The sequence below is a fragment of the Nocardioides sp. genome (assembly GCF_030019515.1).
Lineage (GTDB): Bacteria > Actinomycetota > Actinomycetes > Propionibacteriales > Nocardioidaceae > Nocardioides.
Genome location: NZ_JASEEQ010000007.1, coordinates 190,028 through 202,512, shown reverse-complemented (window position 1 = coordinate 202,512; position 12,485 = coordinate 190,028). Strand labels below are relative to the sequence as shown.

The 12,485-nt window shown below is 72.7% G+C and carries 11 protein-coding genes and 1 tRNA gene; 5 read left to right on the top strand and 7 right to left on the bottom strand.

The features are described from left to right. Positions 1–60 precede the first annotated feature (60 nt). The 3 genes from QMC84_RS12195 to QMC84_RS12185 all read right to left on the bottom strand — a co-directional run bounded on the left by QMC84_RS12195 (position 61) and on the right by QMC84_RS12185 (position 783). Positions 61–258 carry a hypothetical protein gene (locus tag QMC84_RS12195; RefSeq protein WP_300375072.1) on the bottom strand — a complete coding sequence of 66 codons (198 nt, stop codon included), beginning with the start codon at positions 256–258 and terminating at the stop codon, positions 61–63. A gap of 109 nt (positions 259–367) precedes the next feature. Then, a tRNA-Thr gene (locus tag QMC84_RS12190) sits at positions 368–443 on the bottom strand. 157 nt (positions 444–600) lie between these two features. Further along, positions 601–783: a hypothetical protein gene (locus tag QMC84_RS12185; protein WP_300375071.1), complete on the bottom strand. Its 183-nt coding sequence runs from the start codon at positions 781–783 to the stop codon at positions 601–603. A 104-nt stretch (positions 784–887) separates the two neighbouring features. Here QMC84_RS12185 and QMC84_RS12180 point away from each other — a divergent pair, with 104 nt between their 5' ends. The 4 genes from QMC84_RS12180 to QMC84_RS12165 all read left to right on the top strand — a co-directional run bounded on the left by QMC84_RS12180 (position 888) and on the right by QMC84_RS12165 (position 4,912). Then, positions 888–1,838, top strand: a complete 951-nt coding sequence (locus tag QMC84_RS12180; protein WP_300375070.1) for a LysR family transcriptional regulator — start codon at positions 888–890, stop codon at positions 1,836–1,838. Beyond that, complete coding sequence (locus QMC84_RS12175) at positions 1,835–2,257, top strand: limonene-1,2-epoxide hydrolase family protein (RefSeq protein WP_300375069.1); 423 nt, start codon at positions 1,835–1,837, stop codon at positions 2,255–2,257. The genes QMC84_RS12180 and QMC84_RS12175 overlap by 4 nt, the downstream gene beginning before the upstream one ends. A gap of 112 nt (positions 2,258–2,369) precedes the next feature. Beyond that, positions 2,370–3,563, top strand: coding sequence for a carcinine hydrolase/isopenicillin-N N-acyltransferase family protein (locus tag QMC84_RS12170; RefSeq protein WP_300375068.1), 1,194 nt, complete (start codon positions 2,370–2,372; stop codon positions 3,561–3,563). Further along, positions 3,560–4,912 carry a flavin monoamine oxidase family protein gene (locus QMC84_RS12165; protein WP_300375067.1) on the top strand — a complete coding sequence of 451 codons (1,353 nt, stop codon included), beginning with the start codon at positions 3,560–3,562 and terminating at the stop codon, positions 4,910–4,912. Before QMC84_RS12170 ends, QMC84_RS12165 begins: the two co-directional genes overlap by 4 nt. A 35-nt stretch (positions 4,913–4,947) precedes the next feature. On the opposite strand, the gene QMC84_RS12160 is transcribed toward QMC84_RS12165, so the two are convergent. The 4 genes from QMC84_RS12160 to topA all read right to left on the bottom strand — a co-directional run bounded on the left by QMC84_RS12160 (position 4,948) and on the right by topA (position 11,290). Beyond that, positions 4,948–6,510, bottom strand: coding sequence for an alpha/beta hydrolase (locus QMC84_RS12160; protein WP_300375066.1), 1,563 nt, complete (start codon positions 6,508–6,510; stop codon positions 4,948–4,950). Next, positions 6,507–7,664, bottom strand: a complete 1,158-nt coding sequence (locus QMC84_RS12155) for a DNA polymerase III subunit delta' (RefSeq protein ID WP_300375065.1) — start codon at positions 7,662–7,664, stop codon at positions 6,507–6,509. Before QMC84_RS12155 ends, QMC84_RS12160 begins: the two co-directional genes overlap by 4 nt. After that, positions 7,661–8,329, bottom strand: a complete 669-nt coding sequence (tmk, locus tag QMC84_RS12150; RefSeq protein WP_300375064.1) for a dTMP kinase — start codon at positions 8,327–8,329, stop codon at positions 7,661–7,663. Before tmk ends, QMC84_RS12155 begins: the two co-directional genes overlap by 4 nt. Before the next feature lie 246 nt (positions 8,330–8,575). Then, entirely contained in the window at positions 8,576–11,290 is a 2,715-nt protein-coding gene (topA, locus tag QMC84_RS12145; protein WP_300375063.1) for a type I DNA topoisomerase, read from the bottom strand. A gap of 401 nt (positions 11,291–11,691) precedes the next feature. On the opposite strand from topA, the gene QMC84_RS12140 reads away from it, so the two are divergent. Next, positions 11,692–12,483, top strand: a complete 792-nt coding sequence (locus tag QMC84_RS12140; protein ID WP_300375062.1) for a hypothetical protein — start codon at positions 11,692–11,694, stop codon at positions 12,481–12,483. Positions 12,484–12,485: the final 2 nt, after the last annotated feature.

Sequence of the window (12,485 nt, the reverse complement as noted above, 5' to 3'; positions counted from 1 at the left end):
GAGCTCCGGTTCCTGCTTGACGTGAGGGTTCCGGTTCCTCGTTGACACTCTGGTTGGAGATTAGTCCTCGGTTCGGGTGACCGAGGCGCGCTTCTTCCTCACCTCCCCTGTGGTGGTGCGGGCTGCGGTCTTGAGGAGCTGGTTGCCGTCCCAGACCTGGATGACTCGATCGGTGACGTAGACGTCGACGGACTTGCCAGCGGCGGCTTTGCCGAGGCAGATCTGTTGCCACGACAGCACGCTGAGCTCCCTGATCATCAGGGAGTGTCAAGGAGGTACCGGAGCCAGCGTCAAGCAACTACCGAAGCCACGTAAAGCACGAACCCGAGCCACTCCGTCAAGGAGGACCCGAGCTCATACATCACACTGGAGCCGCCTGTCGGAATCGAACCGACGACCTTCTCATTACGAGTGAGACGCTCTACCGACTGAGCTAAGGCGGCGTGCTGCGTGGTGGGCCGTACGGCGCCGGGCAGCCCGGAGAAGTATACGGACGCCGGTCCGGTGCACGAAAACGGCACCGGGACCGGCGTCGAGGGTCCTCGGCGGTCGGCGATCGGAGGCGCCGCCGGCGAGGGGACCGGGGGTGGGACCCGAGGCTTAGGCGGCCAGCGTGGTCCGCGGCGGGTGGGCGGCGCGGCGACCGGTGAGCAGCGTCTGCGCGGCCCCGCACCAGCAGGTGAAGGCGAGGACGATGCCGTGGTCGGTGTTGGTCAGACCCGTGACCCGGCTCGGGAAGATCAGCTGGCGCTGGTCGCATGCCGTGCAGTGGTGATCGAACATCGAAGACCTCCTCGAGGCGCGAACGGACGGGGACGGCACCATTCTCGCCAGGTGCGAAACATAGGGCTAGCCTTTCTTTCCTGGATCTCCCCTAGGATGCTCCTATGTTGTCGCTGCACCAGCTCAACTGCTTCCTCGCGACCTACGAGCACGGCTCGCTGACGGCGGCGGCCGAGGAGCTCGGCTACGCCCAGCCGTCCGTCTCCGAGCAGATCCGTGCCCTGGAGAAGACGCTCGGCGTCCCGCTGTTCCGCCGGGTCGGCCGGGGCGTGGTCCCCACCACCGTCGCCGACATCCTGCGCCCGCACGCGGAGCGGGTCCTCGCGACGGTCGACGAGGCGAGCCAGGCCGTGCAGAGCGTGAAGTCGTTCGAGACCGGCACGATCCGCTTCGGCATGTTCGGCATCGCTCGCCTCTACGCCGGCGCGGGGCTGATCGGCGACGTCCTCTCGCGCTTCCCGGGCGTCCGCGTGGAGCTGGTCGGGCAGAACTCCACCGAGGTCGCGGAGGAGCTGCGCCGCGGCCGCCTGGAGGCGGCGATGCTCGCGGTCTCCAGCGTCGACAGCGAGGGCATGACGATCACTCCGGTCGCCAAGGAGGAGCTCGTCTACATCAGCGCCGACCCCGACCGCCTCGCCACGCCGGTCACCGCCCACCGGTTGTCGCAGGCCTCCCTGGTGATGTCGGAGACGACGTACCGCGCGGTCGACTCGACCCGCGCCACGCTGCGCCAGATGCTCCACGAGACCGGACGCAACCCGACCACGCGGATCGAGGTCGAGGACATCGAGACGGCTGTGGAGCTGGTCGGCATGGGGTACGCCGACTCGGTGGTGCCCAAGGGGGCCGCCCGCCAGCTGCTGCCGCGGCTGGCGCCGAACGCCGGCTGGGTCGCGCTGCGGCCCCGCCAGTACGACACCTTCGCGGTCGTGCACCGCAGCGGCGCGATCCTCTCCCCCGCCGCCCGGTTGATGATCGAGCTCGCCACCAAGCGGATCCAGGCGATCGCCGACCCGGTGACCACTCGCGTGGCGCGGGCTACCGTCGGACCATGACCGCCGAGCAGACCGTCCGCGCCTTCCTCGAGCACCTGGCCCGAGCCGAGACGGAGGCGGCACTCGCGCTCCTGGACCCGGAGGTGGAGTGGCGCAACACCGCGATGCCCACCTTCCGCGGCGCACGCGTGCACCAGATGATCGGCGACATGGAGCGCCGGGGCGTGGGCTTCGACGTCCGCTGGCACCACGTCGCGGCGACCGACGACCCTGCCGAGCCCGACCAGGCCGACGAGGCCACCGTGCTGACCGACCGCACCGACGTGATCCGGTACTCCGGCTGGGAGACGTCGTTCCGGGTGCGCGGCACCTTCACCGTGCGCGAGGGCCGGATCACGCTCTGGGACGACGCGTTCAGCTGGCTGGAGCTGCTCGGCTCCGGGCTGGTCGGCCTCGGGAAGGTGCTGACCTCGCGGTAGCCGGCTGCGGGGCCTGCCGGACGGGGCGGGCGTCGTGAGGCCGCGCGGCTGGTCCGACGGGCTCCGCGCAAAGGACTCCCGCGCCGGGCCGCGCACCCCTACGCTGCGACGCGTGTGCGACACCCTCGTCTTCCGCGCCGACTCGGGTCCGGTGCTCGCGAAGAACTCCGACCGCGACCCCAACGAGGCGCAGCTGTGGGAGTGGACGCCGGCCGCGACCCACGAGGCCGGCGCCCGGGCCCGCACGACGTACGTCGACCTCCCGCAGGTCGCGCGCACCCACGCGACCGTCGTCTCGCGACCGTGGTGGATGTGGGGCGCGGAGATGGGCGCCAACGAGCACGGCGTCGCCCTCGGCAACGAGGCGGTCTTCACCAAGGAGCGCGCCGGACTCGCTCCCGGGCTGCTCGGGATGGACCTGCTGCGGCTCGCGCTCGAGCGCGCGGCGTCGGCACGCGACGCCGTCGAGGTGATCGTCGCCCTCCTCGAGGAGCACGGACAGAGCGGGCCGTGCAGCGTCGAGCACCGCCGGTTCACCTATCACAACAGCTTCCTGGTCGCCGACCGCGACGGCGCGATCGTGCTCGAGACCGCCGGGCGCCACTGGGCGACCGAGGACGTGACCGGTCCCGCGCGGAGCATCAGCAACGGGCTCACGATCCCGGGCTTCGCGGAGCGGTACGCCGACCGGCTGCGCGGCCGGGTCGCGGGCTGCGCCGGGCGCCGGTCGCTGACCGAGCGTCGGGCCGGCGGCTCGGAGGGGGTGCTCGACGCGATCTCGATCCTGCGCGACAACGGCACCGACGGTGGACCGCGGTGGTCACCGGTCAACGGCTCGATGGCCGGGCCCAACATGCACGCGGGCGGCCTGCTCGCCTCCAGCCAGACCGTCTCCTCGTGGGTGAGCGACCTCGGATCCGGCACCCACTGGGCGACCGGCACGGCGGACCCGGCGCTGTCGGTGTTCGTACCGCTGCGCGTGGACGATCCGCTCGCGGAGGCGGCGTACCCCACCGAGGGCGTGAGCAACCGGCGCGACGACCGCTCGCTGTGGTGGCGGCACGAGCGGCTGCACCGCGACGCGCTGCGCGACTGGGCCGGCGTCGAGGGGCGGATCGCGCCGGAGCGCGACGAGACCCAGCGGCGGTGGCTCGCCGAGCCGCCGTCGACCGCGGCCGCGCTCGCGGAGGCGGAGGTGCTCCGGGAGCGGTGGTCGGCGCTCGCCGCGGCGACCTCGGGTGACTCGAGGCCGGCCTGGGTCCGCCGGCGCTGGACGGCGTTCGAACGGAAGGCGGTAGGCGCATGAGCGAGGTCATCGTGGTGGGAGCCGGGCTCTCCGGCCTGGCGGCGGCCCGACGGCTGCAGGCGGCCGGCCGGTCGGTGGTCGTCCTCGAGGCGCGCGACCGGGTCGGCGGCCGCACCGAGGCCGGCGCCCTCAGCGACGGGCAGTGGATCGAGCTGGGCGGCCAGTGGGTGGGGCCGACCCAGGACCGGATGTACGAGCTCATCGGGGAGCTCGGGCTCGAGACGATTCCGACGTACAACGACGGCGACATCGTGTTCTCCCTGTGCGGGCGGACCGGCCGGCTCGCAGGGCGGAAGGGGGCGATCCCGCGGCTCAACCCGTTCGCGATCGCCGACCTGGCCCAGGGCACGCTGCGCTTCGCCCGGCTGGCCCGCCAGGTCGACCTCGACCGGCCGTGGACCACCGACCGGGCGGCCGCCCTCGACGGCCAGACGTTCCGCACCTGGGTGCGGCGCAACCTGCGCACGCGTGAGGGCCGGGCCTACTTCGAGCTCTACTGCGAGGCGGTCTTCTCCGCCGACCTCTCCGACCTCTCGCTGCTGCACGCGCTGTTCTACACCCGTTCGGGCACCGACATGGACACGCTGATGGCGGTCGACCGCGGGGCGCAGCAGGACCGCGTCCTCGGCGGGTCGTGGCGGGTCAGTGAGCGGCTCGCCACCGGCCTCGACGTACGTCTCGGACAGCCGGTGCGTGGGGTGCGGCAGGACGAGGACCGGGTGCGGATCACGACCCGCGACGGCGCGACGTACGACGCGGACCGCGCGATCATCACCGTGCCGCCGGCGCTCGCCGGGCGGCTGGAGTACGACCCGCCGCTGCCGAGCTGGCGCGACCAGCTGACCCAGAAGGTCCCGGCGGGCAGCGTGTTCAAGGTCTACGCGGTCTACCCCACGCCGTTCTGGCGCGAGGACGGGCTCAACGGCCAGGCCGGATCGGATGTCGGGCCGGTCAAGGTCACCTTCGACAACACCCCGCCCGGCTACGAGCGCGGCATCCTGATGGGCTTCATCGAGGCCGCGGACGGCCGGGAGTGGGCGCGGCGACCGGACGAGGAGCGACGGGCCGCGGTCGTCGACTGCCTCGTGCGCTACTTCGGGCCGCGCGCGGCGGCACCGCTGGAGTACGTCGAGCGGGACTGGATGGCCGAGGAGTTCACCCGCGGCTGCTACGGGGCGCACTTCGCGCCCGGGGTGTGGACCGGCTTCGGGCATGCCCTGCGCGAGCCGGTCGGCCGCCTGCACTGGGCCGGTGCGGAGTGCTCACCGGTGTGGAACGGCTACATGGAGGGCGCGGTCCGCTCGGGCGAGGCGACCGCCGACGAGGTGCACACCCTGCTCAGCGACTGACCGCCGCCCGCCAGACGCGGCCTCGCCAGACGCGATCAGCAGCTCAGCCCGTCCTCCGGGACGGTGCCGTCGACCAGGTAGTCCTCGACCGCGCCGTCCACGCAGTCGTTGCCGGAGTTGTAGCCAGTGTGGCCGTCGCCGTCGCGGCTGACCAGCACGCCCGACTCCAGCTGGTCGGCCAGGTGCACCGCCCAGTCGTACGGCGTCGCGGGGTCGCGGGTCGTGCCGATGACGACGATCGGGGCGGCGCCGGCCGCCCGAACCGTCCGCGGCTTCTCGGTCGACCGGACCTGGATTCCGCCGCAGGTGGTCAGACCCCAGGCGAAGACGCTGCCGAAGGTCGGTGAGGCGGCCTCGAAGTCCGGCAGGTTCGCGGGCACCTGGTCGGCAGGGATGGCATAGGGGTCGTCGAGGCAGTTGATCGCGTAGATGGCCTCGGAGGCGTTGTCCTGGTAGCCGCTGGACCCACGCGAGTTGTACAGGTCGGAGAGCCGGAGCAGCGCCGATCCGTCACCTTCGAGGCCGAGGCGCAGCGCCTGGCTCAGGATCGTCCAGTAGTCGCGGCTGTAGAGCGGCAGCACGATGCCGTAGAACGCGTTGCCGACGTCGAGCTCGCGGTCCCCGCTGCCCGGCAGCGGGTGCGCGTCGACGTCGTCGATGAACTGTCGGATCCGCTGCAGGCCCTCGTCGACGGTGTCGCCGAGGAAGCAGCCGTCGGTCTGCTCGACGCAGTTGGAGACGTAGGCCCGCAGCGCCGTCTCGAAGCCCGCGGCCTGCTCGAGGCTGAGCTCCCGGGAGCTGATCGAGAGGTCGACCGCGCCGTCGAGCACCAGCCGGCCCACCTTGTCGGGGAACAGGTCGGCGTACGTCGCCCCCAGCTTGGTGCCGTAGGACGCGCCGAAGTAGGTCATCGCCGACTCGCCGAGCGCCGCGCGCAGGACGTCCATGTCCCGGGCGGCCTCGATCGTGGTGACATGCGCGGCGAGCCGCCCCGACCGCTCGGCGCAGCCCTCGCCGAACGCCTCGACCCAGCCCTCGTAGGCGGCCACCTCGGCGGGGGTGTCCGGGTCGGGGTCGGTCGCGATGTAGTCGTCGAGCTGGTCGTCGGTGAGGCAGTCGACCGGCGCGCTGTCGCCGGTGCCCCGCGGATCGAAGCCGACGATGTCGTAGACCTCGAGCAGCGGGTCGCGGAAGACCGCCGCCGCGCTCGCGGCGTAGTCCGTGCCCGGCGCGCCGGGGCCGCCGGGATTGACCACCAGCGACCCGATCCGCCGCCCAGGATCCTCGGCGGGCACCTTGAGCACGGCCAGGTCGATCGTCTCGCCGCCCGGGTGCCGGTAGTCGAGCGGCACGGTGAGCGTCGCGCACAGTGCGTCGTCGTCGGGGCACACCGACCAGGCCAGGGTCTGGGAGTAGAACGGCGCGAGACCGGGAGCAGGCGGCTCGGTGGCCGCGGGCTCGGGGACCGTGGTCGGCACGTCAGTGCGTGGCGCGGGGCCGGACGTGTCCCCGCCAGGGTCGAGCGCGACGAGCACCGCGACGCCGCCGACACCGAGCAGCAGCGCGATGACGACGAGGACCACCAGTGCGCGCCTCACCCGGCCCGCACCTCGGGCGCGACGAGCGCGACCATCATCGACTCCAGCGCCAGCATCGGCTGCACGTTGAACTCCAGCATCTGCTCGCGGGCCTCGAAGATCGCCGCGATCCGGCGCAGGTTGGCCTCGGGCGCGGAGACCCGGGCGAGCAGCTCGACGTCGCCGCGGATCTCCTCGTTCACCAGCGGACCCGCGGCCCCGGTCGCGACCGCGATCGCGTCCCGGTAGACCGATACCAGGTCCATCAGGCCTCGGTCGACGATGTCGAGGTGGCGCCGCTTGGCGCGGGTCTTCTGGTCCTTCTCGAGATCGCGCAGAGCAGGCGCGTACTCCCGCGGGCGGCGGCCGCGCTCGACCACGCCGTACGCCGCGTCCAGGTCGGACTTCTCCCGCGCGTCGAGCTCGCCGGTCACCAGCTCGGCCTCCTGCTTGGCGACCTCGCTGAGGCTGGTGGCCGCCTCCATGCAGGCGCGCAGCGAGACCAGTCGCGCGGGCAGCGCGACGACCTCACGACGCCGGTTGCGGGTCGCCTCGTCGCGGGCCAGCGCCCGCGCGCGGCCGATGTGCCCCTGGCTCGCTCGGGCGGCGTACGACGCCACCGCGGCATCTGCCCCGTCCGCGCGGACCAGGAACGCGGCGACGTCGTCGGTGGTCGGGGTGGTCAGCGTGACCAGCCGGCACCGCGACCGGACCGTGGGCAGCACGTCCTCGACCGTAGGGGCGCACAGCATCCACACGGTGCGGTCCGCGGGCTCCTCGATCGCCTTGAGCAGCGCGTTCCACGCGCGCTCGGTGAGCCGGTCGGCGTCCTCGACGATCATGATCTGCCAGCGCCGGCCGACCGGGGCGAGGGCCGAGCGGCGCACCAGGTCGCGCATCTCGTCGACGCCGATGGAGAGCTTCTGGGTGCGGATCACCGCCACGTCGGCGTGGCTGCCGGCCAGCACGGTGTGGCACTCGTGGCACTCGCCGCACCCACGCTCGTCGGGACGCTCGCACTGCAGCGCCGCCGCGAACGCGACGGCCGCGTTCGACCGGCCCGACCCGGGCGGCCCGGTGAAGAGGTACGCGTGGCTCATCCCCTGGCCCTCGGCCGCCGCGCGCAGCGCCGCGATCGGCCGGTGCTGCCCGACAAGGCTGTCCCAGACCGTCACGGTCGCCTCGCCTGGTCGAGCAGCGGCGCGACGCGGTCGCGGACCAGCCCGGCGATCTCGTCGCGCTCGCCCCGCGCGTCGAGCACGAGGTAGTGCTCCGGATCGGCCGCGGCCATCCGCAGGAAGCCCTCGCGGACCCGGCGGTGGAACTCCACGGACTCCCCCTCGATCCGGTCCCGCTCCCGGAACCGGCCCAGCCCGTGCTCGGGCTCGAGGTCGAGCACCACGGTCAGGTGCGGGCGCAGGTCGTGGGTCGCCCAGCGGGCGACCTGCTCGACCTCGCCGATGTCGAGGGCCCGGCCCGCGCCCTGGTAGGCGAGCATCGAGTCGACGTAGCGGTCGGTGATGACGACCGCGCCGCGGTCGAGGGCGGGCCGGACGACGGTGTCGACGTGCTCGGCCTTGTCGGCGGCGTAGAGCAGCGCCTCGGTGCGGTCGGAGATCTCACCGGTCTCGGGGCTGAGCACGATCGTGCGGAGCTTGCGGCCGACCTCGCTGTCCCCGGGCTCGAAGGTGAGCAGGACCGCGAAGCCGCGCGACTCCAACCAGTCGCGCAGCAGGCCGGACTGGGTGGACTTCCCCGACCCCTCGCCGCCCTCGAAGCACACGAAGACACCGGTGTCGGCGTACACCCCGGGTCGCGCCGGGGCGGGTCCTGTGCTCACGCGAGGAACCTACGGTGCGCCGCCGACGGTTTCCACCGCGGGTCCACCGCCGAGCGGCCGAGGCGTCGGCTGGCCCCGGCCAGGGCCCGGCCGGCCAGCGGTGCCCAGGCAACCGAACCCTCACCACCAACCGTTGCTGGACCACCGCCGACCCCGGCCGCAGGCTCGCGCTGGACAGCGCGACCGGGCCCGGAGACGCCGAGGCCCGAGTCGGCGCGCGGCCGAGGCGCTCTGGGCGGCGACCTGCTAGGTCGCCTTCTTCGCTCCCGGCTTCTTCGTGGCGGCCTTCTTCGTAGCGGCCTTCTTGGTGGTCGCCTTCTTGGCGGTCGTCCTCTTGGCGGCCTTCTTCGCGCCCTTCTTGGCGGCCTTCTTGGCCGGGCCCTTGGCCCGGCGCTCCGCGAGCAGCTCCGCGGCGCGCTCGATCGTGATCGACTCGACCGAGTCCTCCTTGCGGAGGGTGGCGTTGTACTCGCCGTCGGTGACGTACTCGCCGAACCGGCCGGCCTTGACCACCACCGGCTGGCCCGACACCGGGTCGTTGCCGAGCTCCTTGAGCGGCGCGGCGGCCGCCGCCCGGCCCCGTTGCTTGGGCTGGGCGTAGATCCGCAGCGCCTCGTCGAGGGTGACCGTCAGGAGCTGGTCCTCGGAGGTCAGGGACCGGGAGTCGGTGCCCTTCTTCAGGTACGGCCCGTAGCGGCCGTTCTGGGCGGTGATCTCCTCGCCGTCCTCGGCCACGCCGACCACCCGCGGCAGCGACAGCAGCCTGACCGCGTCCTCGAGCGTGACGGTGTCCAGCGACATCGACTTGAACAGCGAGCCGGTGCGCGGTCGTGCGGACTTGGGTGCGTCCTCGGGGAGCACCTCGGTCACGTAGGGGCCGAACCGGCCGTTCTTGGCGACCACCTCGAGACCGGACTCGGGATGCACGCCCAGCCGGATCTCCTCGCCGGCCGGGTTGGCGAGCAGCTCCTTGGCCCGGTCGAGCGTGAGCTCGTCGGGCGGCAGGTCGTCGGGCACGTTGGCGCGCCGGGCGTACGCCGTCCCCTCGTCGTCGGGGCCCTCCAGGTACGGGCCGTACCGGCCCACCCGGAGGTTGATGCCCGACTCGGCGCCCCCGATCGGGAACGTCGCGAGCTCGCGGGCGTCGATGTCGCCCAGGCCGTCGACCAGCGGCTTGAGGCCGGTGACGGTCTCGGAGCCGTAGTAGAACTCGCTCAGCTCGGACTTCAGGTTCTTGCGGCCACCGGCGATCTCGTCGAGGACGTCCTCCATGCCCGCGGTGAACTCGTAGGACACCTGCCGCGGGAAGTGCTCCTCGAGCAGCCGGGTCACCGAGAACGCGAGCCAGGCCGGCACCAGCGCGGTGCCCTTCTTGTACACGTAGCCGCGGTTGAGGATCGTGCCGATGATCGAGGCGTACGTCGACGGGCGGCCGATCTCGCGGTCCTCGAGCTCCTTGATCAAGGTCGCCTCGGTGTAGCGCGCCGGCGGCTTGGTCTCGTGGCCGTTGGCCGCGAGCGAGGCCGCGGAGACCGCGTCGCCCTCGTGGAGGTCGGGCAGCGGCACCTGGTCGTCGTCGCTGCGCTTGCCGCCCTCGGTGCCCTCGACGTACGCCTTGAGGAACCCGTGGAAGGTGATCACCCGGCCGGACGCGCCGAAGACGATGTCGCGGCCGTCGGCGGCGGCGCCCCCGACGCGGACGGAGACGGACTGGCCGACCGCGTCCTTCATCTGTGAGGCGACGGTGCGCATCCAGATCAGCTCGTAGACCCGGAACTGGTCGCCGGTCAGGCCGGTCTGCGCCGGCGTGCGGAACGAGTCGCCGGCCGGCCGGATCGCCTCGTGCGCCTCCTGGGCGTTCTTCACCTTGCTGGCGTAGGTCCGCGGCGTGTCCGGCAGGTACTCGGCGCCGTACAGCTCACGCACCTGCGAGCGCGCCGCCTCGACCGCGCCGCCCGACAGCGTGGTCGAGTCGGTGCGCATGTAGGTGATGAAGCCGTTCTCGTAGAGCCGCTGGGCCACCGACATCGTCACCGACGCGCTCATGCCGAGCTTGCGGCTGGCCTCCTGCTGGAGGGTGGTCGTGCGGAACGGCGCGTACGGCGAGCGCCGGTAGGGCTTGGCCTCCACCGAGCGGACGTCGAACGACGTGTCCGCCAGCGCCGCGACCAGGGCCTCGGCCCCCGCGCGGTCCAGGTGGACCCGCTCGCCCTTCTTGCTCTTCAGCAGGCCGTCCGCTCCGAAATCGGAGCCGCCGGCGACCCGGCCGCCATCGATCGAGTGGAGCTTGGCCGGGAACATCCGGGGCTCCTTGGTCGCACCGGCGTCGAAGGTCCCCTCGAGGTCCCAGTACGACGCGACCCGGAACGCCATCCGCTCCCGCTCGCGGTCCACGACCAGGCGGGTCGCTACGGACTGCACGCGGCCGGCGGACAGGCCGGACATGACCTTCTTCCAGAGCACCGGGCTGACCTCGTAGCCGTAGAGCCGGTCGAGGATGCGGCGCGCCTCCTGGGCCTCGACCAGATCCATGTCGAGCTCGCGCGGGTGCTCCGCGGCGGCGAGGATCGCGGGCTTGGTGATCTCGTGGAAGACCATCCGCTTGACCGGGATGTCCTTCGGCTTGAGCTCGTCGAGCAGGTGCCAGGCGATCGCCTCGCCCTCGCGGTCCTCGTCGGTGGCGAGGTAGAGCTCGTCGGCGTCCTTGAGCAGCGACTTCAGCTTGGAGATGTGCGACCTCTTGTCGCGCGGCACCACGTAGTACGGCTCGAAGCCGTTGTCGACGTCGACGGCGAGCCGGCCCCACGGCTTGTCCTTGATCTTCGCCGGGGTGTCCGCGGCGCTCTGCGGCAGGTCGCGGATGTGGCCGATCGAGGACTCGACGACGTACCCCTGGCCGAGGTACCCGCCGATGGTGCGGGCCTTCGCCGGGGACTCGACGATGACCAACTTGTGGGCCACTGCTCTTCTCTCTCCTGCTGGACGGGTCCTGGTCTCCCGAAAGGACGTGCGGCTGGACACGGTAGCGCGTGCCGGTCAGCGCCCATTCCTGAGCGTCCGTCAATGTTTCGCTCCGGTCCTCCGTCAAGGAACACTAAGCCAGCGGCCGACGACCGTCGGGAGGACCTGGAGGGAACCCAGGATGGAGCCCGGGATGGACAGGGACTTCGCGGACTTCGCGGCGGCGCGGAGCGGGCGGCTGCTGGGCCTCGCGCATGTCCTCACGGCCAACCCCCTCGACCTCGCCGGCGAGCTGCGCTGACCGGCGCGGAGAGCAGGCCCCCCGACGGGCCTGTGGATGACGCCGGCCGATCGGGGGCGGGACGTGCCAGCGTGGTGCGCCCATCCCGATCGGAGGTCCCATGTACCGCTACCACGACCCGCTCCGCGGCTACGACGACCGCTACGGCGGCCGGGCGTTCGACGATCCCCCCGTCGACCGGGTCACCCACCTGGTCTTCGTCGACGGCCGGCTGGTCGACACCTGGCGCGAGCCGGCCACCGGCACCGAGTGGGAGGCCGTCGCGTTGCGCCACGACCGGGAGGCACGGCCGCCCGAGCCGCCGCCGCTGGCCCCGCACGAGCAGGTGGCGCAGTGGCTCGCGGGCGTGTGCGGCGGCAGCGCTGCCGTCGACGGGCTCACCGACGAGCCGTTGAGCGATGACCGGATCGACCTGCCCGCCGAGTACCCGGATCGCGCCGGCCGGGAGCGGGTGGAGGCGGCCGCAGAGCTCCTCGACGCGGTCGCGGAGCGGTGCTTCGACGCGGAGACGTCCTACGCCTTCCGGCACGCACTGCTCGCACTGTGGGCCGACGACCCGGACGTGGTCGGCCGGGCAGCGAGTGCCGCGCACGTGGCCGGTGGCATCTGCTGGGCGGTCGGCAAGGCCAACGGCCTGTTCAGCCCCGTGGGCGGGATGCGCGTCGGAGTGGTGCAGGAGGCCCTCGCGCTCCGGCCGCCGGCGTCGGGGTACGGCGGCACCGTCCGCACCGCCCTGCTCGGGTTCCGCGGTCGCCCGGTCGACCGCTGGGGGCGGCCGGCCGGCGTCCCGGACCTGATGCCACTCGGTCGCTGCGACCTGCTGCTGGGGGTCACCCGCTCGCGGCTGCTGCGGATCCGCGACCGGGCCCGAGCCGCGGCCGCCGCCGCGTGAGC

Excerpts from the sequence above, each read along its gene's own strand:
- QMC84_RS12195 (WP_300375072.1), bottom strand. The coding sequence starts at position 258 with ATGATCAGGGAGCTCAGCGTGCTGTCGTGGCAACAGATCTGCCTCGGC.
- QMC84_RS12185 (WP_300375071.1), bottom strand. The coding sequence starts at position 783 with ATGTTCGATCACCACTGCACGGCATGCGACCAGCGCCAGCTGATCTTC.
- QMC84_RS12180 (WP_300375070.1), top strand. The coding sequence starts at position 888 with ATGTTGTCGCTGCACCAGCTCAACTGCTTCCTCGCGACCTACGAGCAC.
- QMC84_RS12175 (WP_300375069.1), top strand. The coding sequence starts at position 1,835 with ATGACCGCCGAGCAGACCGTCCGCGCCTTCCTCGAGCACCTGGCCCGA.
- QMC84_RS12165 (WP_300375067.1), top strand. The coding sequence starts at position 3,560 with ATGAGCGAGGTCATCGTGGTGGGAGCCGGGCTCTCCGGCCTGGCGGCG.
- QMC84_RS12140 (WP_300375062.1), top strand. The coding sequence starts at position 11,692 with ATGTACCGCTACCACGACCCGCTCCGCGGCTACGACGACCGCTACGGC.